The following is a 24,325-nucleotide window of genomic DNA, read 5'->3' as shown; positions in this document are numbered from 1 at the left end:
GGATATTACATGCTGGATGTTAACCGAATAAAGGAAATTATACCCCACCGGTACCCGTTCCTGCTGGTGGACAAGATTGAAGAAATGGAGCCCGGCAAAAGGGCTGTGGGGATTAAAAATGTTAGCGCAAATGAGCCCTTTTTTCAGGGGCATTTCCCGGATTATCCGGTGATGCCGGGGGTGCTCATAATCGAAGCTATGGCCCAGGTAGGAGCGGTTTCAGTTTTAAGTATGCCTGAATTTGCAGGAAAGATGGCTTTCTTTGCCGGCATTGATAAAGCCAGATTCCGCCGCCGGGTGATTCCCGGGGATACCTTGCGCATAGAGGTGGAACTGTTGAAGCTCAGGGGCGGCATTGGCAAGGCCAGGGCGGTGGCCCGGGTGGGTGAAGATGTGGCGGCAGAAGCTGAATTAATGTTTGCCATAGCTCAGGGTGATTAAGAAATTGAGAGGACGAAAATTAAGCCTGAGACAAGCCATTCTGCGAATTTTGGCGAATTGGTATGAAATTAGATGCTCAGTTTCCGGTATTGCGGTTTTTTGACCTTTGGATTCTATTATTGCCGGTGGTATCATAGAAATGATACTGTTTTCAAGTGTTTATTACTATCCGGAGGGATAGAACGTGATCAAGGCGATTGCCGCCCCTATACTGGCCGTGATTTTGGGCTGGGTACTTACTCCGTGGGTTAGAAAGCAGGCTTTTTCCTGGGGAGCGGTGGATAAGCCCGGTGCCCGCAAAGTGCACAAGCAGCCCATGCCCCGTATCGGGGGTCTTGCCGTATATATGGCTTTTGTGCCGTCGGTGTTATTGTCCCAGCAGATAGACCCGCCCCTGTTAGGCCTTTTGGCCGGCGGTACACTGGTAATGGTTTTGGGAATTGTTGATGATATTAAGGGATTGCCTGCAAAAGTCAAGCTTCTGGGACAGATAGCAGCGGCTCTTGCGGTAGTACCCTTTGGGATCAAGGTGTATTACGTTACCAACCCCCTTTCCGGTAACATGCTTTTTTTGGGGTGGTTGGCCGTTCCGGTAACTGTTTTTTGGATCGTGGCCGTTACCAATGCCATTAATTTAATTGACGGGTTAGACGGGCTGGCCGGAGGAATATCCTGTATTGCGGCCCTTACGCTGGCCGCCGTGGCCTGGACCCAGCATTATTTGTTCAGTGTGCCGGGGATGACAGAGGTTGTGTTATTGGCCCTTACTTTTGCCGCTGCGGTTTTGGGCTTTCTCAGGCATAATTTCCACCCGGCAAATATATTCCTGGGTGACTCGGGGTCAATGTTCCTGGGGTTTACCCTGGCGGTAATGTCCATTATCAGCTTTACCAAGAGTATCACCGCCATATCAGTAATCATACCCCTGGTGATTTTGGGGATACCACTTTTGGACACCTTCTTTGCCATTGTACGACGCTATCATAATCACCGGCCCATATTCCAGCCGGACAAGGAGCACCTCCACCATCAACTGATGGCCATGGGACTTTCCCACCGGCAGACGGTGCTGGCAATTTACGGTGTAAGCCTGGTGCTGGGAGCAAGCGCCGTGGTTTTGAATGTGGTTTCCACCGACCAGGCGGCAGTACTGCTGGTTATACTGTCGGCAGCGGCAATCTGGCTGGCCAACAAGGTCGGTGTTATTGGAAGGAGAAGGGGGACAACCATCTCCGTGGAAAACAGCCGGCAAAAACGTTCTTTGGATGTATAAGCGGCTTAACTAATAAAATAGCCAGTTAAGGTTTGAGGGTGCCTGCAAGGGCACTTTTTTTGTCGGAAAAAATTTAGAGGAATATGGCAGGGCGTTAACTAATTATTACAAGTAGTACTTAAAAAATCCAGGGGGTGATGATGTGAAGGTACAAAAGGCTGTTATTCCGGCAGCAGGATTGGGAACCCGCTTTCTGCCCGCTACCAAGGCACAGCCCAAGGAAATGCTACCTATAATTGATACTCCCACCATTCAGTACATAATAGAAGAAGCGGTAAATTCGGGCATTAAAGACGTACTTATCATTACGGGTAAGGACAAAAAGTCAATAGAGGACCATTTTGATAAGTCTCCCCTTCTGGAGGAACTTTTACGCAGCAGGGGTAAAACGGAATTATTGGAATTAATTAAAGATATAAGTGAGTTGGTGGATATTTATTATGTAAGGCAGAAAGAGCCCAGGGGCCTGGGCCACGCGGTATATTGCGCGAGAAAATTTATAGGAAACGAGCCCTTTGCCGTTATGCTGGGGGACGATGTTGTCCGCAGTGATGTGCCCTGTCTCAAGCAAATGCTGGATTTGTACGAAGAAATGGGTGGGAGCATAATAGGCGTCAAAGAAGTTCCCCCGGGTGAAGTCAGTAAATACGGGATTTTGGATGCCGAAGTTGTCCGGGAAAGAGTATACCGGTGCCGCGATTTGATTGAAAAACCTGATCCGAAAGAGGCTCCTTCCCGGCTGGCCATTATGGGGCGCTATATTATTCAGCCCGAGGTATTTGATATTTTGGCCAATACCCCTCCCGGGGCAGGGGGTGAAATTCAGCTTACCGATGCTTTGAGAGAGCTGGCAAAAAGGGATGCCGTATACGGTTATGAATTTGAAGGCAGGCGTTACGACGTGGGAGATAAATTGGGTTACTTGAAGGCCACGGTGGAATTCGCCCTGGAGAGGCCGGATCTTGTGGAGGAATTCCGGGCATATCTTAAAAACCTGGTTTGCGGAGAGAAAAAGGAAGCAATGGGGAACGGTTTTTAATTTTTAAAGGGTATAAACACATAACGGGGACGGTTTTCGATATATACTTCAGTATATCGAAAACCGCCCCCGTTATTTTCTTTTTGCGCGGGAATCTGTGATTCTACGCTGGGAATAGATAAACTCCAAGTACTGTTGCAGCATTTTTTTTCTTTCATTAAGGGTTTTTAAAAGTTCGGCTTTTTTCACGGCGGATCACCCTCCTGGGAATAGTATTGCCATATATTGGTGAAAATAAAACTGTTTAAGGTAACTTCCAGCCTTGTGGGGTATAATAACAGAACTGGCCGGAAAACTAATTCTTGTAAATTTATACTGTCAGGGAGGGGTAAGAAATGAGTCCTTACACGGAAATTTTGCTTCGTGCACTGGGCGCCTTTGTGCTAATTCTTTTGGTAACCAGGCTGATCGGTAAATCCCAGGTGAACCAGCTTACCGTGGCCGATTTTATAAATGCCATTGTGGTTGGCTCCATAGCGGGATCGCTGGTGGTCGAACTCGGGGAGAGTGCTTATTATTACGCCTTTGGCCTGGCAGTTTTCGGCCTTTTAACCATTGCCGCCGAATGGGTGGCCTTGAAATACCGCCCTGCACGAAAGCTTTTGGAGGGTGAGCCCACGGTGGTGATTCATAATGGTAAAATTTTGGAAGATAATATGAAAAAGCTCTTGTATAATATGGATAATCTTACAATGCAGTTGAGGGAACAGGGAATCTTCGATATTGGGGATGTGGAGTTTGCCGTGGCCGAGCCCAATGGCTCACTGAGCGTGCTTCCCAAGAGCCATAAGCGCCCGGTGACCCCCTCGGATTTAAATATTCCTACCAAATATGAGGGAATTTCCTCGGAAATTATTCAGGACGGGAAGATTATCGAGCAAAACCTGATTCAGAATAACCTGACCGAGGAATGGCTTTTTAAGGAGCTGGAAAAACAAGGGGTAACCAGTGTATCCGATGTGAATTTTGCGGCCCTGGATACCGGCGGCAACTTATATGTAGATTTGAAACAGGATAAAATAGACCACCTTACGGATCCCACGGACAAGGTTCCCATACAAAAACGCCGCAAGCACAGAATGGACAGCTGACGGGGGTTACCGCCGGTTTTGCCGTGGTACCAAGGGGTTAAGCGAAATAATAAGCAACAAAATTGCTAAGGAGGTATTATATATGTCCAGAAACATAAAATTCGGCACTGATGGCTGGCGGGGAATTATGGCCGACGATTTTACTTTTGATAATGTCCGCCTGGTTTCCCGGGCCATTGCCGGTTATATAAATGCCCACGAAATGGGAGGTAAGGGGGTAGTGATAGGTTATGACAACCGTTTTCTGTCGGACAGGTTTGCCGACACCGTTGCCGATACTATGGCGGAAAACGGCATGCCGGTTTATAAGACCGAATCCCCCACTCCCACTCCGGTGACGGCCTTCGGCGTGAAATTATGGGATACTGCCGGGGCGGTGATGATTACTGCCAGTCACAACCCGCCGGAGTATAACGGGCTGAAGTTTATTCCCGATTATGCCGGGCCGGCCCTTCCCCACATAACCCGGGAGATAGAAAGAAACCTGGACAGGTTGCAAAAAAATTTTTGGGGAAAAATGGGTGCTGTTATTCCGGGCAAATGGGATCAGGAGCAGGCTTCAGCCCTGGAGGAAGCGGTGGTGGGGGGAGATATTGCCGGGATTATTGCCAGGGTGGTGAATAACAAAAAGAAAGCCGAGATTAAAGAAATTAACCCGTTTCCTGATTATGCCCGCCACATGAACAGGCTGGTTGATGTAGAGGCAATCGGCCGGGCGGGACTGCGAGTAATTGTGGACCCCATGTATGGCTGTGGAATCGGCTATCTGGAGGCCCTGCTAAGGGAAGCGGGCGCCGAAGTGTATGAAATTCAATGTCGCCGGGACCCGCTTTTCGGCGGGAATTTGCCCGAACCAAAGGTAAAACTTCTGAGAGAGCTCAAGGAGTGGGTAATTAATGAAAAGGCTCACCTTGGCCTGGCCATGGACGGGGATGCGGACCGGTTTGGAATTATAGATGCCGACGGCACTTATATCACGCCCAACCAGTTTCTTCCCCTTTTGTATTACCACCTGGTAAAGAGCCGGGGCATGCAGGGACCTGTTACCAGAACGGTGGCCACCACCCACCTTCTTGACCGGATGGCGGAGAAATTCGGCCAGGAGGTTTTTGAAACTCCGGTAGGCTTTAAATATATCGGCCGGAACTTGCTGGAAAGGGGTTGTATACTTGGTGGCGAAGAAAGCGGAGGTCTTTCCATAAAGGGTCATATTCCGGAAAAAGACGGCATCCTGGCCGGTTTCCTGGCGGCGGAAATGGTTGCCGTTCATGGAAAGAGCCTGGGGGAACTTTTACGAGATTTATATGAACAATTCGGGCCGGTATTTAGTAAGCGGCGGGATGTTCATACAAGCCGGGAGGAAAAAGAGCGGGTACTGGTAAAAATGAAGGACTTTAACCCGGAGAAATTGGCCGGGGTACCTGTTGCTTCCCGGGTTACCCTTGACGGGGTAAAATTGGTATTGCAGGACGGCTCCTGGGTGCTGGTCCGCCCGTCCGGAACGGAGCCCCTTTTTAGAATTTACGCTGAGGCAGAAAGTGAAAACAGGGTACAGGAATTACGGGAAGAAGTGTGTGAAAAATTAGGATTAAAAGATAATTCCTGGCGGGATTAAAAATTTACAAGATAAAATAAAAATTGAGGTTACACTACAAGGATAATTTTAAAACGTGGCGAATTTACAAATTTGAATAAATTTCAATCCTGTTTTATTTGTAACCGAATTCGGGCCCGGTGCATATTATGGCCCAGGAGGAGGTGGCAGCAGTGTTGTTTAAAATCTCCGAGCTGGGCCGTAAGGATATAATTAATATAGTGGACGGTGCCAAATTGGGCCCCGTAAAGGATATGCATTTGGATCTGGAAACTGGTAAGGTGAAGGCACTGGTACTGCAGGGCCGCAAAAAATATTTTCGCCTTTTCGGTGCCGGTCAGGATGTGGTCATATCCTGGGATAAAGTGAAAAAGATCGGCCAGGATGCCGTGCTGGTTGAAGTGTAAAGGCGGGGCGATTCAGGCAAGCAACTTCTTTAATTGGCATGGATTGGCGGCCTTGTTGCAATTAAAAAATACTTAGGTGCCCCAAAATGGTTTATTTTTGGGGCGATTTTTGTGCCGGATGCATAAGTGCCGGCATAAAAACCTATAAGGGAGGTTCTGATATTGGCAAAACGCCTGTTTACTTCTGAATCGGTAACGGAAGGTCACCCGGATAAGGTTGCCGATCAGATTTCCGATGCTGTTCTTGATGCCATTCTTGCGGAAGACCCGGCAGGCAGGGTTGCCTGCGAAACCTATGTTACCACCGGTCTCGTCGTTGTCGGCGGCGAAATCACTACCAGGTGTTACGTGGATATTCCCAAGGTGGTCCGCGAAACAGTAAGGGAAATTGGTTATACCCGGGCCAAGTACGGGTTTGACTGTGATACCTGTGCTGTCATTACTTCCATTGACGAACAGTCCCCCGATATTGCCATGGGCGTGGACAGGTCCCTGGAAGCCCGTTCCGGTGAAATGACCGAAGATGAAATTGAGGCCATCGGCGCCGGTGACCAGGGTATGATGTTTGGCTACGCCACCAATGAAACGCCCGAGTACATGCCACTTCCCATTACCCTTGCCCACAAACTGACCCGCAGGCTTGCCACTGCCCGCAAAACCAGGGAACTGCCATACCTGCGCCCGGACGGCAAGGCGCAGGTTACCGTGGAATATGAAGGTGACAGGCCGGTCAGGGTGGATACCATTGTGGTTTCCGCTCAGCACCATCCCAGGGTCAGTCTGGAACAAATACGGGAAGATATTATTGAGAAGGTGGTGCGTTCCGTTGTGCCCCCGGAAATGCTTGACTCCAAGACCCGTTACTTTATAAATCCTACCGGCAGGTTTGTCATTGGGGGGCCCCAGGGGGATGCGGGACTTACCGGGCGCAAGATTATTGTTGATACTTATGGCGGCATGGCCCGTCACGGCGGCGGGGCCTTTTCCGGCAAGGACCCCACAAAGGTGGACCGTTCTGCCAGCTATGCCGCCCGGTATGTGGCTAAAAACGTGGTTGCCGCAGGACTGGCGGATAAGTGCGAAATTCAACTGGCTTATGCCATCGGCGTGGCCAGGCCCGTTTCAATAATGGTAGATACATTTGGCACCAATAAAGTAGATGAAGAGAAAATTGTTGAACTAATCCGCAGGCATTTCGACCTTCGCCCGGCGGGGATTATCAAGTCGCTGGATTTGAGGCGTCCCATTTACCGTAATACGGCTGCCTACGGCCACTTCGGCCGCCGGGATATTGATCTGCCGTGGGAGCGTACCGATAAAGCTGAAATTTTAAGAAAAGAGGCAGGATTGTAGGCGGGAGTCAAATAAGGTCTCCCGTTTCTTTTTTTGTCACCTCTCTGCCCGGTACTGCATAGTGTGGAGCAAGGAGAGGGGTGATCCCGTTGACAACGTTAATTTTTTTAACCCTTACCCTGGCCTGGTTTTTCTATATTCTCATACGGTTTGTCCAGGAGTTGATAAGAGAATTAAGAGAACGGGATAAAAAAATACTGGTGGTAACCCTGCATAACCAGGCGGATATGGCAGAGGGCCTGGTGCGTAACCTTATACGCAAGAAAAATTCCCGGATGCCGGAAACGGAACTGGAATTGGTTGATGCAGGCTCACAGGATGAAACACCCCTTATATTGCGGCGGCTGTCTCTCAGGTACGGATTGCGTTTTCGCCAGGAAAATTCAAAAGATGACGTATCCGGCAGGGAAAAATAACGGGGGATTTAAGCTCCCGTTATTTTTGCTATATTTTCTTTTTTACTGCTAAGTTTTTCCCTTTTTCGGAGGTAATTACCTGTTCTTTGTCGAATAATCAATGAACTTTGGGATGCGTTTAAAATTTAACGGGGTGACAATACCATGAAGGTAATCCGTAAATTGCCCTTTATTATCTATAGATGGACGGTAATTTTTCTGGCTTACTGGTTTGTTTCTTATTTGTTCCCCATGCTCGATCTTGACCTGACCGGGGACATGCTCTTTATGCTGGCCCTGGCAATGCTGGCTGAATGGTTTGCGATTACCTTTCCCCAGGGGCAGCTTTCCGCCATTTTTACGGTAATTTTTTCATCTTATGTCATATTCGGCCCTGCCGGGGCGGTGTGGATCACTGCCCTGGGATGTTTGCTGGGGCAGGGAATGGCCCGGAATAATTCTTTGCCCACTATTTTATTTAATGCTTCCCAGTATGTGCTGGCCATCACAGGGGCCGATTTTATGTATACATATCTTGGGGGAAGCCTTTCGGAGCGCCTGGATTGGGGGAATATTGTTCCCCTTGCCGGTTTTTTGGTCAGTTGTTTTGCCATCAATCAGCTTCTCATATATTTTTATCTTTTTCCGGAAAGAAAAAATAATCCCCTTATTTTTTGGAAGGACGCTCTCCGCTGGGACGGGCTGACATATATTGTTACTACCCCCTTGGGGGCGCTTATGGTGGTACTGTACAATAATACGGGACTGTGGGGCGTGTTATTGCTTTTTTTGCCGGTGTTGGTTATGCAGTTTGTATTGCGGCTTTATGTGCACCTGGAACTGGCCAACCGGGAGCTCCGGGTTCTCTACGAGGTAGCAAAGGCCCTGGGGGATAAGCTGGGCCTGGATGGGATTTTGGAATTAATCCTTAAAGAAGCAAGGCGGGTGGTAAGATATCATACGGGTATCGTTTATATTTGGTCGGAGGAAAAAAGGTGTTATGAGGCAAGGGCCCTGGCGGGGGCTTACAAGCGCCAGCTAAAGGGGTCGCTGGTTTTCCCCGGGCGGGAATTTTTAGGGTGTCTGGCCCAGAGTGGTGAGCCGGCCATAATTTATGATTCCAGGCGGGACCCGCGGGTCAATATTCAGCCTGGATTAACCCAGGTACACAGGTCTTTGCTTGTTATTCCATTATTAGCGGAAAAGGAGGTAGTGGGCCTTTTGGTCCTGGGGGATAAGCGCCCCTTTGTTTTTAACGAAAGTCACCTGCATATTTTTACCGGCATTGCCGGCCAGGCGGCACTTGCCGTGGCCAATGCCAGGCTAAACAAGTGTTTGGAAATAACCGCCAGGACCGATGAATTAACCGGCTTTTATAACCGCCGTTACTTTTTTGAGTACATGGAAAAGGAGCTTACAGAAAGAAGCCGTGAAAACGTACAGGTATCTCTAATTATGGTAGATATTGATCACCTTAGAAGAATTAATCACAGCTGCGGTTATGAGGTAGGGGATGCCGTGCTCTCTTTTGTGGGCAAGACCATATCTTCGGTGGTGGGGCCCAAAGGAGTGGTGGCCCGCTATGACGGAGAAGAATTTGCCGTTTTATTGCCGGGAGTAGGAGAAGCTCTGGCAGCTAAACTGGCTGAAGATATCAGGCGGGCGGTTAACAGCAGTATTGTCGACAACGGGGAATACCGGTGCAGTGTGCGGGTCAGCCTGGGGGTAGCCTGCTATCCCCGGGATGCCGGGGATATGGAAGAATTGCTTGGTAAGGCGGAACGGGCCTTGCGCCGGGCCAAGGAGAACGGTCGCGACCGCACCGAGGTTTATTCCCTTATGGATTTACCCGGTGCGGATAAGAAGATTACCATATCCCGGATTTCGTGAAAGTTCAGGGGTTGTCCACGGTGAACCTTAAGCACTTCTGGCAGGGGTTTTTAGACCTCGTATACCCGCCCCGGGAAAGCTGTCCGCTGTGTGGGACTCACAGTCCCGGCGCTGAAATGTGCCGGCAGTGCCGGGCGTGGCTGCGTGAGCAGGGAACCGGCCCGGTCTGTCCCATTTGCGGTAGATTCCCGGGAACACCGGTTAATAACGGGGTTACGGCAGCCGGGGTTTGTGTCGGCAGTTATCCCTGTTTTTTGTGTTCTAGCCGGAGGCCGTCTTTCGATATGGCCAGGGCGGTGGCCCCCTACCGGGGGGTGCTCCGGGAAGCGGTATTACATTTGAAATACAGGGGTACCCGCCGTGTAGTGAGGGCCCTGGGGGAGTTAATGGCGGGCGTTGCCCGCAGGGAACAAGTTTTTACCCGGACCGATGTGATTATTCCGGTTCCCCTTTCTCCCGGGCGCCTTGCCCGCCGGGGTTTCAACCAGGCCGAGTTATTGGCCCTGGAATTGGGCCGGATCATGGATTTACCGGTGGATGCCCGGTCAGTGGTGAAAATCAGGGAAACCAGGCCGCAAACGGGCCTTTCCAGGCGGGAAAGGGAACAAAATTTATGTGATGCCTTTTCAGTTCTTTTCCCTGAAAAAATCAGGGATAAGAATGTATTGCTTGTCGATGATGTGCTTACCACGGGCTCGACTATGGAAAATATTTCCACAAGATTGCGACAGTGTCAAACAGCAGGAGTATTTGTTCTTACCGCAGCAGGTGGAGTTATCGGGAAATATTGACGTAGATTACAGGTCAAGGAAACGCATTTAGACAATATGTGGCAAATAATTTATTTTATTAACATTCCCGGTGCTTTGAAATCCGGGTTATTAACAGAGTTATCCACATCATCCACAGTTTTAGAATTCACACCCCTGAATTGACAAGAAAGTTTTGTCGATAAAGCTTTTATTTATTGTATATGGGAAAAAATAACAACTTGACACGAAAGATATTAGGTGTTAATATTCTGCTATCGTGGTGCAAGGCCACGGGAGTAAAATTTTTTAGGAGGAGTGTTTTATGAAAGGTAGGGTTAAGTGGTTTGATGCAAAGAAAGGTTATGGTTTCATTGAAAGGGAGGACGGAGGTGACGTATTCGTTCACTTTTCTGCCATTCGGGAAGAAGGTTTTAAGACCCTGGCAGAAGGTGAAGCGGTAGAGTTTGAGATTGTGGAAGGTGCCCGTGGCCCTCAGGCTGCAAATGTAGTAAAATTATAAGAAACAAAGCCCCGGTTACACGGGGCTTTACAGTTTATACATAACTGTTCAGTCCCGCTGGCACTAGGTTATAATATTTTTTTTACAACCCGGCGAAATGATGTTGCGTTTAATGAAAAAATACTTTACAATTCACTTACAGTTTGCGGAAGATTATTTCCTTATTTCGGGAATAATAAGTAATACTCACCTCGGAAAGGAGTTGGGAATGTGAAAGTACTGGTGCGCGGGCGGAATGTTGAAGTAACCGACGCCCTCAAGGAATATGTTGAAAAGAGGGTTGGAAAACTGGATAAGTTTTTGGATAACATGGGAGATGCCCAGGTTATCTTGAATGTTGAAAACCAGTCCCATAAGGTTGAGGTAACCATCCCTATTAACGGAATGATTCTCCGAGGTGAAGAAAGCACCGGCGATATGTATACTTCGGTGGACATGGTAGTGGATAAATTGGAGAAGCAAATAGAGAAATATAAGGGTAAATTGATGCGCCGCCGGGGACAGGGCGATCAAAAGGTAGCCGGGGGAGCGGCTTTTATGGAAGGAGACCGGGAAGAAGAGGGCCCGAAGATTGTACGTACCAAGCGTTTCCCTGTAAAACCCATGGCGGTGGATGAGGCGATTCTGCAAATGAATCTTTTGGGACACAGTTTCTTTGTATTTCCCAATGCCGAAACGGAGCAAATCAATGTATTATACAGGCGCAAAGACGGAAATTACGGCCTCATAGAGCCGGAATACGAATAGGCGAAGAGGGGACAGTATCCTTTTTTGAGGGGTACTGTCCCCTCTTTTTCATCCTTGCAATTTTCTTGCTACTCTTACTGCTTAGTGCTAGAATAAGATAGGTAAACTTATAGTATGTGCAGGAACCGGAGGGTTCCTTTATTATTAGAAAGGTGATTTTACTATGCTGAAAATGTTACGTAATCTCCTGGATGATAATGCTCGGGAAATTAAAAAGCTACAGAAAACCGTTGATAAAATAAATAGCCTGGAACCTGAAATGCAGAGCAAGAGTGACGAGGAGCTCCAAAGGCAAACCATCCTGTTCCGGGAGCGGCTGGACCGGGGAGAGTCCTTAGATGAGCTGCTGCCGGAAGCCTTTGCTACCGCGCGGGAGGTGTCCCGGCGGGTACTGGGGATGAGACATTTCGATGTGCAGCTCATGGGCGGTATTGTACTGCACCAGGGGAGCATTGCCGAAATGAAAACCGGTGAAGGCAAAACTTTAGTGGCTACCCTGCCGGTATATCTGAATGCCCTTACGGGGAAGGGCGTTCACGTAGTCACCGTGAACGATTACCTGGCCACCAGGGACAGCCAGTGGATGGGGCGGGTATACCGCTTTTTAGGCCTTTCCGTGGGGCTGATAGTTCACGGGCTGAACTGGGAGCAGAGAAAGGGCGCGTACAATGCGGACGTTACCTATGGCACAAATAATGAATTCGGTTTTGATTACCTTCGCGATAACATGGCCCTTCATCCCGACCAGCTGGTGCAGAGGGAATTAAATTACGCCATAATCGACGAAGTAGACAGCATCCTTATTGACGAGGCCCGGACCCCGTTGATCATATCGGGACAGGCCAATAAGGCCACGGACCATTACTATACATTTGCCCGCATTGTGCCGAAGCTTAAGCCGGAAATCGATTATATAGTGGATGAAAAGGCCAATTCTGTGGTTCTCACAGAAGAGGGCGTGGCCAAGGTTGAGCGCATGCTGGGCGTGCAAAACCTCTACGATGAGCAAAACATGGAGCTGACCCACCATTTGAATAATGCCCTGAAAGCCCATGCATTGATGAAAAGGGACAGGGATTACGTAGTTAAAGACGGCCAGGTAATAATTGTGGACGAATTCACCGGCCGCCTGATGTTCGGGCGGCGTTACAGCGACGGCCTGCACCAGGCCATTGAGGCCAAGGAAGGTGTAAAAATAGAACGGGAGTCACAGACCCTGGCCACCATAACCTTCCAGAACTACTTCCGCATGTACAATAAATTGGCCGGGATGACCGGTACCGCCGCCACGGAGGAAGAGGAATTCAGAAAAATATACGGGCTGGACGTGGTGGTTATTCCCACCAACAAGCCCATGATCAGGAAGGACCTGCCCGATGTTGTTTACAAAACCGAAAGGGCCAAATTTAAGGCGGTGGTTGATGAAATTGTCCGGCGCCACGCCACCGGGCAGCCGGTTCTGGTGGGGACCATGTCCATTGAAAAGTCGGAAATGCTGAGCCAGATGCTGCGCAAGCGGGGGGTTCCCCACCAGGTACTCAACGCCAAGTATCATGAAAAGGAAGCTGAAATTGTGGCTCAGGCAGGCAGGTTGGGTGCAGTAACCATAGCCACCAATATGGCCGGCCGCGGCACCGACATTTTGCTGGGCGGCAACCCTGAGTTTCTGGCCATGCAGGAACTCAAGCGCCGGGGTTATGACGGCAACCTGGAAGACCCGGAGCAGAAAAAGCTTTATAATCAGTATTTGCAAAAATTCAAGCGGGAATGCGAAGAAGAGCGCCGCAAGGTTGTGGAACTGGGCGGCCTGCATATCATCGGGACCGAGCGCCATGAAAGCCGGCGCATTGATAACCAGCTGCGCGGCCGCTGCGGCCGCCAGGGCGATCCCGGCAGTACCCAGTTCTACAGTTCCCTGGAAGATGACCTTATGAGGCTTTTCGGGTCGGATAACATCGCCGGCCTTATGGAAAAAATGGGGATGGAGGAAGACGTCCCCATTGAGCACAGCCTTATTACCCGCTCCCTGGAAAGCGCCCAGAAGAAAGTGGAAAACAGGAATTTCGATATCCGCAAGCACGTGCTGCAGTACGATGACGTTATGAACCAGCAGCGGGAGGTTATTTACCGGCAGCGGAGGCAGGTCCTGACCGGCGAAAATACGGGAGAAATTGTCCGGCAAATGATGGAAGAAGTGGTGCAACGGGCGGTAGATACCTACGCCCCGGAGGGGGTTTACCCCGAAGAGTGGGATCTCGCCGGCCTGTTGGTTTACGCCGGGCAGGTTTTTCTGCCGGATCATGATTTAACCGCAGAAGACCTGCAGGACATGGGGCGCAAGGAATTATACGAATACCTGCTGGAAAAGACTTTGGATGCTTACAGGTTCCGGGAGGAAGAACTGGGCGCGGATGTGCTGCGGGAAATAGAGCGCATGGTGCTCTTGCGCATAGTGGATGAAAAGTGGATGGACCACCTGGATGCCATGGACCAGCTGCGGGAAGGAATCGGACTCAGGGCTTACGGCCAGAAGGACCCCCTGGTGGAATACAAGTTTGAAAGCTACCAGATGTTCCAGAACATGGTGGCCGCTATCCAGGAAGATGTGGTGCGTTACGTTTTCCGGGTAAACGTGATTCAGACTCCCCGGGAGCAGCGCCAGGTGGTTGAGAACAGGTATGGCGGTGAAGAAGGGGCAGGAAAGCCCGTGCGCAGGGGGAAAAAAGTGGGGCGCAACGACCCTTGCCCCTGCGGCAGCGGTAAGAAATACAAAAAATGCTGCGGTAGGGAATAGATAAGAATAAATACAATTAATTTTATCCTGTTAAATACTGTTATCCTGTCTGATAATAATTTTTATACGAAGTTTACTTTGGAGGGAATAATGTTGTTCAGTGAACTGAAGAAGGAACTGGAGCTCATAGGGAAACGTATTAAAGATTTGAGGGTTTCTCTTTGACATTGCTGCTAAAAAGCAGGAAATCGCCCGGCTGGAAGAATCAATGCTGGCCCCGGGTTTCTGGGACGACCAGGAAAGGGCTCAGAAGATAATGCAAAGGGTATCCGATCTGAAGGACCGGGTATCGGCCTTTGAAGAAGTGGAAAGGAGCTATGAAGATCTTACTGCCCTGGTGGACCTGGGCGAAGAGGAAGAAGCTGCGGAGCTGGCCGCCGAGGCCCGGTCGGAATTGGCCGGCCTGAAGGCCCGGCTGAAGAAAATGGAGCTGGAAGTACTGCTCAGCGGGCCTTATGACAGCAACAACGCCATTGTGACCCTGCACGCCGGGGCGGGCGGTACCGAGGCCCAGGATTGGGTGGAAATGCTTTTGCGCATGTATACCCGGTGGGCCGAGGACCGGGGCTATAAAGTAAACGTGATGGATATGCTCCAGGGAGACGAGGCGGGAATAAAAAGCGTCACCATAGGGGTGGAAGGGCTTTATGCATACGGTTACCTGAAGTCTGAAAAGGGTGTGCACCGCCTGGTGCGCATTTCCCCCTTTGACGCTGCCGGGCGAAGACATACCTCCTTTGCCTCGGTGGACGTCCTGCCCGAGGTAGAGGAAGACATAAACGTGGAAATTAAACCGGAAGACCTCAGGATTGATACCTTCCGCTCCGGCGGGGCCGGCGGGCAGCACGTGAACAAAACCGATTCCGCGGTGCGGATAACCCACCTTCCCACCGGGATTGTGGTCCAGTGCCAGAGCGAGCGCTCCCAGATTTCCAACCGGAATACCGCCATGAAGTTATTAAAGGCCCGGCTGCTGGACCTGGAGCTGCAAAAGAAGGAGCAGGAACTGGCGGCCCTGCGGGGCGAGCAGCGGGAAATCGCCTGGGGCAGCCAGATACGTTCATATGTCTTCCACCCCTACAGAATGGTGAAGGACCACCGCACCGGGGTGGAAGTGGGCGACGTGGACTCGGTGATGGACGGCAATATTGACCAGTTCATATCGGCGTATCTGCAAAAAATGGCCCGGGGGTAGTTTAAATGTACCAAGATTAAACGTAGTTTTTATAGTACATGACGAACCTAAAAGCAAGTTGAATTCTACGTTGTGAACTATTTATCTATACCTAGTTAAGAAGGTGGTTGATAGTAGTCGTAGTAGTGGCTGTGGGCCTTGTGGGTAACTCGCAGAGTTATCCATCAAGCCCACAGCCATGTTTATCACGTAGAACTCTTGAATTGCCTGCATTTTTTGCAGGCAAACATAGATAATTAATCCCCGGGCCGGTTTTTAATTCGGCGGCCGGATTTTAATCCGCCGGTATAGTATATTCCATTTTATCTTGCGGAATCCGCAGGAAAGCATCCACCACCCCGGGATCAAATTGCTGACCTGCACACCGCCGCAGTTCCTCCCGCGCCTGCCGCGCAGTGAGCGCCTCGCGGTACGGCCTGGCCGATGTCATTGCATCGTAAGCATCCGCCACGCGGATAATGCGCGCCAGGAGCGGGATCTCTTCTCCCACCAGGCCCGCGGGATAACCACCGCCCCCGTAGTCTTCGTGATGGTGCCGCACGGCTGCAATGACCGCAGCCGGAAACCTGGCCGGCTCCAGAATCCTGGCCCCCACCAGCGGGTGGCGCTGCATCTCCTTTCTTTCTTCCGCAGTGAGGGGCCCCGGCTTGAGCAGAATGTCCTCCCTCACACCGATCTTGCCCAGATCGTGCAAAAGCCCGGCCACGTATACCTGTTCCTGTTCTTCAATGCCAAGCCCCAGCACGCGGGCACATGCCCGCGCCCACTTCGCTACCCGCATGGAATGACCTCTCGTGTAAACGTCCTTGGCCTCCAACGCCGCCGCCAGCGCCTGCACGGCACTCGAATAATACTCCCGCAGCGACAAGTACAGGCGCGCGTTCTCCAGTGCCAGCCCGGTCTGGCTCGCGATGGTCGATAGGTAGTCGATCTCTTCTTTCCTCCAGTGCCGCGGTACAGGGGAATAAACCTTCAATGTGCCCAGAATTTTTCCGCCCACTTCCACCGGCACCACGGCGACGGCCCGCACCTCCGCCGCGTAGTAAGGTAGGTGCAGGCAGGTTCCGTTAGCGGTCAGATCTTCCACGATAACGGGCTCTCCCGTCTGAAGAACCTTGCCCAGCAGGGTACCGTCCGGCCGGACACGGCCTGCCTTGGCTTGCAATTCCGAACTCATACCCAGGCTGGCCTTCAGCACCAGTTCGCCCGTCTCCTTGTCAAGCAGCCGTAGCGCACACCATTGTACACCTAACACATCTCTTAAATTCGCCAGAGCCGACTCAAGGACCAGGTCCATATCGAGGCTGCTCGATATCACTTGTCCTACTTCAATAAGTCGTTCCAGCATGGTTGCCCTTGCCTGCAACTGGCGAAACAGGCGGGCATTTTCCAGCGCCAGCCCAAGACTGGTACCCAGGGTAGTTAAAAAAACGGTCTCATCTTCTGTAAAGCGCGCACCTTCTGGCCTGCCTGCTATGGTCAGTACGCCCGTTACCTTACCCCCGACCGTAAGGGGTATGGCTACCGCCGGCCGCCTTTCTTCAGGCGTGCTGCCTTCGGGATGGCTGTCAAAGTGTGCGGTGCGGGCCTCTCGCTCAACGGCGGCAATTATTTCGCCTGCAGGTACAACCCGGAACTCGCTGCAGGGTTCCAGGGTAGCCGCCGTTTCGCTTTCCGTAACCCCCGGCATTACCTCACTCAGCATTACCACCGAACCGCTGGTGGCTCCGGTCAGCCCCAGCACCGCTTTCAGGGCCTGCTGCGCCACTTCGGTCACCTGGAGACTGCCGGAGACCGTCCGGGTTAGTTCAAAGAGAGTGGTAAGTTCGTTCACCTTCCTCTGAAGTTCCTGTCTGGCGTACAGCAGCCGGGCTACGGTGTCCGCTACCGCCTGTACCAGCGCCATGGTAGTCCGGAGCCGATCTTCTGGCCAGATGGGTATCGCTCCGGATGCCGCTTGAAGCTTTCTCAGGTCAAGGCCCGTTTCCCGGGCCAGCCGCGCTATTGCCTCCTCTGCCGGCGGACGCAGGGCTACGTTGCCGCCCAGCACCACGGCTACGATCTCTCCACCCACCTGCAGGGGAACCGCCATATGCATCAGCCCGGCATGGCAGGTGTGAAGAACCTCCTCTCCTGCAGCTACAGCAGCCTTCACAGAGGCCGCGTGCGAAGCTGCACACCTTGCCCGCGCTTCCGGATTGCTGTCAAGCAGGGCGCAGAAAGAACACAGGTTAGAGGGTTCGGTCAGCGGATGGCCGCCCGGGTACGCAACCATAACCGCCAGTCCCAGGGCCCGGCTCATACTCTTTAAAAGTTCCTGTAAACCTATCTGTTTGAGCTCTTGATAGAACACCGGCTTTCCCTTCATCATGTGCGCTCAGCCACCCCTTCTTCTAAATTCTCATTTTTATTTAGCCCAAGCCTAGCCCCAACCGGGCCCATATATCAGATTGAACAACCTGCAATCGCTTTTGATGCCAGAGCAATCTGCAAACCTTTTTCACTTTATATTAGCTTTTTTTATTAGGTCAGTCCATCTGTCGAACTACCAGCAAACGGCAAATAACCAGTAAATCCTTTTTAATCCCCACGGAAACAGGTATTTATCGCTGCAATGCCGTAACCGGAAAATTCAGTTAATCCGCCGGTACTACTGCAAGCATTGCGGCAAAACTATTTCCTTTTTGTCTTCCTTTTGCCTGCCTTACTTTCATATGCCACCGAGATAATATTTACAGCCCTCTGCTACGTGCTGGGTTCCCGCTGTTCCCTCCGGGCCTGCCTGCAGTTTTAAAGCACCTGCACTGGGCCCCGTCCTGCTTGCAACTCTATGCCGGGCGCTTTTTAGCCAGCTTAGAGACTACTCAGTATATCATAAAGCTTTTTTTACTATACCAAAATTGACTTCGGTCCTAAAATATAGGACCAAAGTCCCAAAATTTTATCAGCCGGTGAGTACTCAATTAAAGCCCTTGAGGAGCAATAGAAGAAAAACACCCGGGATGAACCGGGCGTTCTCCTCAGAGGGTGTGAAAAACTGCCCGGCACCTGATTTTAACTTATTGAAGCCAGTGGCCAGGGTGTGTGCCCGGGCCGCCTTTTTTTCGACACCGGGGGAGGAAATTCTTTTCTCTGCTAGAAAAGTGTATCTTGGTGTTTTTTTGTTTTTAATACCCGCGACCCTTTCGGGAAATGCTACTGCTAGCTGTTTTTGCGTCAGGTGGAGAGATGTTCCGTGAAAATGAAGTCGCTTGTAGAATTTGCCTGGGTTACTGCCGGGGTGATATTAACCGCCCTGGGACTGGATATGTTCCTCATCCCCAATAAGATAGCGGCCGGGGGGGTTAGCGGGGCGGCCACCGTGGTGCACTATTTACTGGGTCCGCCGGTGGGGCTTACCATGCTGTTTATGAATGTTCCTCTCTTTGCCATGGGTATTTACCGCCTGGGGCTGACATTCGGCTTCCGTTCCCTTTACGGTACCATTGCCCTGTCTGCAGCCGTGGATCTCCTGGACAGGTTTTTGCCGGTTCCCACCCAGGAGCCCCTTTTGGCCAGCCTTTACGGCGGGGCCGTGGTGGGCCTCGGGCTCGGGCTGGTATTTCGCTACCGGGGCACCACCGGCGGGACCGACCTGGCCGCTGCTATATTGCGCAGCTATACCGGGATGAATGTGGGACAGCTGCTCTTTTTTGTAGATGCCGTGGTGGTAGTATCGGCCGGGTTGACCTTCCACAGCTGGGAGTTGGCCATGTATGCCTTGCTGACCATTTTTATCACTGCCTGGGTGATTGACCTGGTTCAGGAGGGCATGAGCTATGCCAAGGCCTTTTTCATTATCTCCGAAAAGACTGATGCCATAGCCGAGGCCATTACCAGAGAGCTGGACAGGGGGGCTACCGCCCTTAAGGGTAAGGGGGTATACACCCAAACCGACAGGGAAGTGCTTCTTACGGTGGTTAATCGCTCGGAAGTGAGCACGTTAAAGGAAGTAATATACGATATAGATCCTTCGGCCTTTGTCATCCTTACGGATGTAAGGGAAGTATTGGGCGAAGGGTTTAAGGCTTATGGCAAACAATAATCAATAAGTTATAACGGAGGTGCGGGATGGACGAGCAAACCATTTCCACTTTGGAAGAGAAAGCCAGGCAAATTCGCCGGCATGTGGTGAGTATGGTTGGTGAGGCCGGCTCCGGGCACCCCGGCGGGTCGCTCTCAGCCGCAGATATAGTTACGGCCCTGTATTTTCAAGTTATGCGCATTGACCCCCAGAAGCCGGACTGGCCGGATAGGGACCGCTTTGTGCTTTCCAAAGGACATGCGGCGCCGGTACTGTATGCCGCCCTTGCCGAAAGAGGATATTTTCCGGTGGAAGAATTGAAAACCCTGCGCAAGCTGGGCAGCCCGCTGCAGGGACACCCGGATATGAGAAAGGTGGCCGGGGTGGAAATGTCCACAGGCTCCTTGGGCCAGGGGCTTTCCGCCGCCAATGGCATGGCCCTGGCTGGGAAGCTGGACGGCAGGGATTACCGGGTTTATGTGCTGCTGGGTGACGGGGAAATCCAGGAGGGCCAGATTTGGGAGGCTGCCATGGCCGCGGCGCATTACAAGCTGGATAACGTAACGGTTTTTTTAGATTATAATGGCCTCCAGATAGACGGGCCCGTCCGGGAGGTTATGTCCCCCGAGCCGGTGATAGAGAAGTGGAAGTCCTTCGGCTGGGACGTGCAGGTAATTAACGGGCACGATATGAGGCAAATATTGAGCGCCGTTGAATACAGCCGTAATGTCAAGGGGACTCCAAGCATGATTATTGCCGAAACCACCAAGGGTAAAGGAGTTTCCTTCATGGAAAATAAAGTTGACTGGCACGGCGCGGCCCCCAAGGCCGGCGAGGTGGAGCGGGCCTTAAAGGAACTGGCCTAGAGAAAGGAGAGAAGGATTGTCGATGACCGAAAAAATAGCCACTCGGGAGGCATATGGCAGAGCACTTGTGGAATTGGGCAAAGAGAATAAGGACGTGGTGGTTCTGGATGCTGATTTGGCCAAGTCCACCAAGACCATTAATTTCGGTAAAGAGTTTCCGGACCGCTTTTTTGATGTGGGAATTGCGGAGCAAAATATGATGGGTACCGCAGCCGGGCTGGCTGCCGCCGGTAAAATTCCCTTTGCCAGCTCTTTTGCTGTCTTTGCTACCGGCAGGGCGTATGACCAGCTAAGGCAAAGTATTTGCTATCCCGGGCTGAACGTTAAAATAGGGGCCAGCCATGCCGGGATTACCGTAGGGGAGGACGGGGCGTCCCACCAGGCCCTGGAAGATATTGCTCTTATGCGAGTTTTGCCCAATATGACCGTTTTAGTTCCCGCCGACGGGCCCGCGACCACCGCAGCGGTGCGGGCGGCGGCGGAAATAAACGGCCCCGTTTATATAAGGCTCGGCCGTTCCAAGGTTCCCGTCATATACGGGGAAGATTTGGAATTCGTACCCGGCAAGGCCATAAAGCTCCGTTCCGGAAAGGATGTTACCGTTATTGCCTGCGGAATCATGGTATCCGTGGCCCTGGAGGCAGCGGCCCAATTGGAAAGGGAAGGAATTTCAGCAGCCGTGATGGACATGCACACTATAAAGCCCCTGGATGTGGCAGCGGTAATCCAGGCCGCCAGGGAAACCGGTGCGGTGGTTACCGCGGAGGAGCACAGTATTATCGGCGGCCTGGGCAGCGCCGTGGCGGAGGTGCTGGGTGAAAGTGTTCCAGTTCCTTTGATGCGGGTGGGCATTCCCGACGTTTTCGGCGAGTCGGGCAAACCCGGTGAGCTCATGGAAAAATACGGCTTAACGGCTTCTCACATAGTTTCCGCCGTTAAAGATGTACTGGCAAGAAAGCGCTAAAGTAAATACCATTATCTTCAACCCCCTTGCGATGGGGGTTTTTGTTTTTAAAAAGAGGAATTGCCCGCCGGGTGTCGAAATGATGAGCCGGGGTGTAGAAAGAAATGATCCAGATGTATAATGTTTCCAAAATATATGACAATGGCGTGAAGGCGCTAAATGACATTACCTTACATATTTCCAAGGGTGAATTTGTCTTCCTGGTGGGTCCCAGCGGCGCCGGCAAAACTACCCTGATCAAGCTGATTTGCCGGGAGGAACTGCCCAGCAGGGGCCAGATCCTTTTTAACGGAAAAAATGTTGCCCGCTACAAGGGTAAGGAAATTCCCTTGTTGCGTCGTAAGATAGGCATGGTTTTTCAGGATTTTCGCCTGTTACCCAAAAAGACTGTCTTTGAGAATGTGGCCTTTGCCCTGCAAATTGCCGGGATGGGGCGGAAGGAAATTCGCAAGACCGTTCCCCCGGTGCTGAAAATGGTGGGGCTGGAGGATAAAGCAGATATGCTGCCCGCCCAGCTTTCCGGAGGCGAGCAGCAAAGGGCCTGTATAGCCCGGGCCATAGTTAACAGGCCGCCCCTTATTATTGCCGATGAGCCGACGGGGAATTTAGACCCGGATACTTCATGGGACATAATAAATTTATTTCTGGAAGTAAATCGCAGGGGAACCACTGTTTTGATTGCCACTCACGCCTGGGATATAGTAGATGCCCTGAAGCGGCGGGTAATTGTACTTTCCGCCGGCAAGCTAATACAGGACGGGGAGAGGGGGCGTCCGGCTGTTGAACTTTAACAACATTGGATATTACTGGCGGGAGGCCTTTAATTCCCTTATCCGCAATAGCTGGCTTTCCCTGGCCTCAATAGGTACTATAATTATTTCCCTTTTCATTTTGGGCAGTTCGGTGCTGGTAATGCTCAATGTTCGCCAGCTGGCGGATCGCGTGGAGTCCAGCGTTGAAATAAGCGTATTTGTGGAAAACGGTGTTTCTGAAGAGGAGCTGGAAAACCTCGGGGAGCAAATTAGATACCTGGGAGGAGTGGAAAGCGTCAAATTTATATCCCGTGACCAAGCCCTGGAAGAATTGAAGGAGAGCTTCGGGGAAAAACAGGAGGCTCTGGCCGGGCTGGAGGAAAATAATACTCTACCCGATTCTTTCCGGGTCAAAACCTTAAGTACTTCCCTGGTACCTTTGGTAGCCCGAAAGATAGAGCAGCTTGAGGGCGTGGAAAAGGTGCGCTACGGCCACGAAGTGGTGGAAAAGCTTTTAGTAATTTCCCGCTGGGTCCGGACTATGGGAGTGGCCGTGGTGGTTCTTCTCGGGCTGGCGGCGGTATGTCTTATAATTACCACCATTCGCATGTCAGTTTTTGCCCGCCAGCAGGAAATAGGCATCATGAGGGTACTGGGGGCCACAAACTGGTTTATACGCATGCCCTTTTTGCTGGAGGGTATGGTGCTGGGCCTGCTGGGAGGGTTAATTACGGCAGGAGTAATATATTTTGGCTATCATTCCCTGGTAACAAAAATAAATTCGATTTTACCGTTTATGCAATTAATTAATGACCCGAAAACCATAAATTATACCCTAACCGGGCTGGTGATTCTAGGGCTTTTTATAGGCGCCCTGGGAAGCGCCATTTCGGTCAGGAGATTTTTAAAGGTTTGATGATTGAAAGCTTTTATCAGGGGGGATGGCGGTGGGTTCCCGTTTGATAAAAAAAATATGCTTTTTGATAGTGGCCATTGCCGTTATGGGCGGGGGATTGGGACTGGCCTATGGGGATGATTTGGACGACCTTTTAAAACAAACGCGCTCTGAGCTTAACCGCAAGCGGGAGGAAGTACGCAGGCAGAAGCAAGAAGTTTCCAGTTATACGGCCCAGCTGGCCATGTTGAATAAAAGGATAAATGAAAAGGAGCGCGAGATAAGGGAGCTCAGCTTTAAGCTTGACAGGGCCCTGGCGGACCTGCGCTCTACGGAAAAAGAATTGGAAAAAGCCGAGGCCGAGCTGGAGAAAAACGATAAAGTACTGCGCCAGAGGGTGCGGGCAATGTATGAGAACGGCCCGGTAAGTTATCTGGAGGTTTTATTGGGTGCACGGGACTTCAGTGATTTTTTGAACCGGTATGAAATGCTCAAATGGGTGGTAGCCCGGGATGCGGAACTTATAGCGGAGTGTCAAAAACAAAGGGACGAGCTGGAAAACAAAAAGAAAAGCCTGGAAGAGCAGCGTGACCGCATAGCAGCCCTTATCAGGCGGCAGGATATTGCAAGGAAGGAATTGGCTGCCCGGAGCGAGGCCAGGCGCCAGCTTCTGGTATCCGCAAAGGAGGACCTTGCCCGCTATCAGGCCGAGGTGCGCAGGCTGGAGCAGGAAGAAGAAGAAATTTTGCGCCGTATCGCCCAGAGAAACAGTGACGGGAATATGCCCCGGGTATCCGGTGCTTTCCTATGGCCCGTTCCCGGACATACGACTGTGACTTCACCCTTTGGATACCGCATACATCCTATACTTGGAATCAGGAAGTTACATACGGGTATGGACATTGCGGCACCGTGGGGGGCAAAGGTGGTGGCCGCCCAGAGCGGTAAAGTTATCAGTGTCACTACCATGCGCGGCTACGGGAAAGTAGTGATGATTGACCACGGCGGCGGCTTAACCTCCCTTTATGCTCACCTTTCTTCCCAGCTTGTGGGTTACGGGCAGTGGGTGGAAGCCGGTCAAACCATCGCCAAAGTAGGAAGCACGGGAATGTCCACCGGGCCCCACCTGCACTTCGAAGTACGAGAAAACGGTAACCCTGTAAACCCGCGCAATTATATGTAGGAGTGTTTTATTTCCTTTTATGTCCGCCGGTGCGGGCTTTTTTATTCGTTTTATAATTGTAATTTACGGCACTTTTAAGTAGTATAATAGGCGTATGTAGACAAAACGGGA

At 51.3% G+C, this 24,325-nt stretch carries 21 protein-coding genes; 20 read left to right on the top strand and 1 reads right to left on the bottom strand.

All coding sequences use genetic code 11. The annotated features are described in order from the left end of the window. Positions 1-9 precede the first annotated feature (9 nt). The 14 genes from fabZ (at position 10) to prfB (ending at position 15,491) form a co-directional block, all read left to right on the top strand. Entirely contained in the window at positions 10-441 is a 432-nt protein-coding gene (gene fabZ, locus ACX4JR_RS14780; RefSeq protein ID WP_476058775.1) for a 3-hydroxyacyl-ACP dehydratase FabZ, read from the top strand. 184 nt (positions 442-625) lie between these two features. Then, positions 626-1,714 (top strand): MraY family glycosyltransferase, encoded by a 1,089-nt coding sequence (locus tag ACX4JR_RS14775; protein WP_476058774.1) that lies wholly within the window; start codon positions 626-628, stop codon positions 1,712-1,714. 142 nt (positions 1,715-1,856) lie between these two features. Next, positions 1,857-2,753, top strand: a complete 897-nt coding sequence (gene galU / locus ACX4JR_RS14770) for a UTP--glucose-1-phosphate uridylyltransferase GalU (RefSeq protein ID WP_476058773.1) — start codon at positions 1,857-1,859, stop codon at positions 2,751-2,753. A 335-nt stretch (positions 2,754-3,088) separates the two neighbouring features. Then, on the top strand, positions 3,089-3,844 hold the full coding sequence (locus ACX4JR_RS14765) for a YetF domain-containing protein (protein WP_476058772.1): 756 nt from the start codon (positions 3,089-3,091) through the stop codon (positions 3,842-3,844). An 82-nt stretch (positions 3,845-3,926) separates the two neighbouring features. Then, the gene (locus tag ACX4JR_RS14760) at positions 3,927-5,459 is read left to right on the top strand and encodes a phosphoglucomutase/phosphomannomutase family protein (protein WP_476058771.1); all 1,533 of its coding nucleotides are present in this window, start codon (positions 3,927-3,929) and stop codon (positions 5,457-5,459) included. A gap of 152 nt (positions 5,460-5,611) precedes the next feature. After that, positions 5,612-5,845 carry a YlmC/YmxH family sporulation protein gene (locus ACX4JR_RS14755; protein WP_476058770.1) on the top strand — a complete coding sequence of 78 codons (234 nt, stop codon included), beginning with the start codon at positions 5,612-5,614 and terminating at the stop codon, positions 5,843-5,845. Positions 5,846-6,007: 162 nt separating this feature from the next. Continuing rightward, entirely contained in the window at positions 6,008-7,198 is a 1,191-nt protein-coding gene (gene metK / locus ACX4JR_RS14750) for a methionine adenosyltransferase (protein ID WP_476058769.1), read from the top strand. Between the two features lie 89 nt (positions 7,199-7,287). Continuing rightward, positions 7,288-7,614 carry a hypothetical protein gene (locus ACX4JR_RS14745; RefSeq protein WP_476058768.1) on the top strand — a complete coding sequence of 109 codons (327 nt, stop codon included), beginning with the start codon at positions 7,288-7,290 and terminating at the stop codon, positions 7,612-7,614. A gap of 144 nt (positions 7,615-7,758) precedes the next feature. Beyond that, positions 7,759-9,483, top strand: a complete 1,725-nt coding sequence (locus tag ACX4JR_RS14740) for a GGDEF domain-containing protein (protein ID WP_476058767.1) — start codon at positions 7,759-7,761, stop codon at positions 9,481-9,483. Between the two features lie 20 nt (positions 9,484-9,503). Continuing rightward, positions 9,504-10,274, top strand: a complete 771-nt coding sequence (locus ACX4JR_RS14735) for a ComF family protein (protein ID WP_476058766.1) — start codon at positions 9,504-9,506, stop codon at positions 10,272-10,274. A gap of 283 nt (positions 10,275-10,557) precedes the next feature. Continuing rightward, on the top strand, positions 10,558-10,755 hold the full coding sequence (locus ACX4JR_RS14730; protein WP_476058765.1) for a cold shock domain-containing protein: 198 nt from the start codon (positions 10,558-10,560) through the stop codon (positions 10,753-10,755). Positions 10,756-10,965: 210 nt separating this feature from the next. After that, the gene (gene hpf / locus ACX4JR_RS14725; protein ID WP_476058764.1) at positions 10,966-11,502 is read left to right on the top strand and encodes a ribosome hibernation-promoting factor, HPF/YfiA family; all 537 of its coding nucleotides are present in this window, start codon (positions 10,966-10,968) and stop codon (positions 11,500-11,502) included. Positions 11,503-11,665: 163 nt separating this feature from the next. Continuing rightward, complete coding sequence (gene secA / locus ACX4JR_RS14720) at positions 11,666-14,296, top strand: preprotein translocase subunit SecA (RefSeq protein WP_476058763.1); 2,631 nt, start codon at positions 11,666-11,668, stop codon at positions 14,294-14,296. 93 nt (positions 14,297-14,389) lie between these two features. Then, a protein-coding gene (gene prfB, locus ACX4JR_RS14715; protein ID WP_476060581.1) for a peptide chain release factor 2 occupies positions 14,390-15,491 on the top strand; the annotation gives its coding sequence in 2 pieces (ribosomal slippage) (positions 14,390-14,458 and positions 14,460-15,491; 1,101 coding nt in all). A gap of 274 nt (positions 15,492-15,765) precedes the next feature. On the opposite strand, the gene ACX4JR_RS14710 is transcribed toward prfB, so the two are convergent. After that, entirely contained in the window at positions 15,766-17,862 is a 2,097-nt protein-coding gene (locus ACX4JR_RS14710) for a PocR ligand-binding domain-containing protein (RefSeq protein WP_476058762.1), read from the bottom strand. Positions 17,863-18,732: 870 nt separating this feature from the next. Between ACX4JR_RS14710 and ACX4JR_RS14705 the strand changes: the two genes are divergently transcribed. The 6 genes from ACX4JR_RS14705 (at position 18,733) to ACX4JR_RS14680 (ending at position 24,214) form a co-directional block, all read left to right on the top strand. Beyond that, positions 18,733-19,575, top strand: coding sequence for a YitT family protein (locus ACX4JR_RS14705; RefSeq protein ID WP_476060580.1), 843 nt, complete (start codon positions 18,733-18,735; stop codon positions 19,573-19,575). 26 nt (positions 19,576-19,601) lie between these two features. After that, the gene (locus tag ACX4JR_RS14700) at positions 19,602-20,420 is read left to right on the top strand and encodes a transketolase (RefSeq protein ID WP_476058761.1); all 819 of its coding nucleotides are present in this window, start codon (positions 19,602-19,604) and stop codon (positions 20,418-20,420) included. A gap of 22 nt (positions 20,421-20,442) precedes the next feature. Further along, complete coding sequence (locus tag ACX4JR_RS14695) at positions 20,443-21,384, top strand: transketolase family protein (RefSeq protein ID WP_476058760.1); 942 nt, start codon at positions 20,443-20,445, stop codon at positions 21,382-21,384. A 104-nt stretch (positions 21,385-21,488) separates the two neighbouring features. Continuing rightward, a complete protein-coding gene (gene ftsE, locus ACX4JR_RS14690; RefSeq protein WP_476058759.1) occupies positions 21,489-22,175 on the top strand; it encodes a cell division ATP-binding protein FtsE in 687 nt (228 codons plus the stop codon). Beyond that, positions 22,165-23,052, top strand: coding sequence for a permease-like cell division protein FtsX (gene ftsX, locus ACX4JR_RS14685; RefSeq protein WP_476058758.1), 888 nt, complete (start codon positions 22,165-22,167; stop codon positions 23,050-23,052). The genes ftsE and ftsX overlap by 11 nt, the downstream gene beginning before the upstream one ends. Positions 23,053-23,095: 43 nt before the next feature. After that, positions 23,096-24,214, top strand: coding sequence for a murein hydrolase activator EnvC family protein (locus ACX4JR_RS14680; RefSeq protein ID WP_476058757.1), 1,119 nt, complete (start codon positions 23,096-23,098; stop codon positions 24,212-24,214). Positions 24,215-24,325: the final 111 nt, after the last annotated feature.

The organism is Desulfofundulus sp. JL263-se, assembly GCF_056316025.1.
Note: the sequence above shows the minus strand (reverse complement) of the source record. Positions and strands in the feature narration are given on the sequence as shown.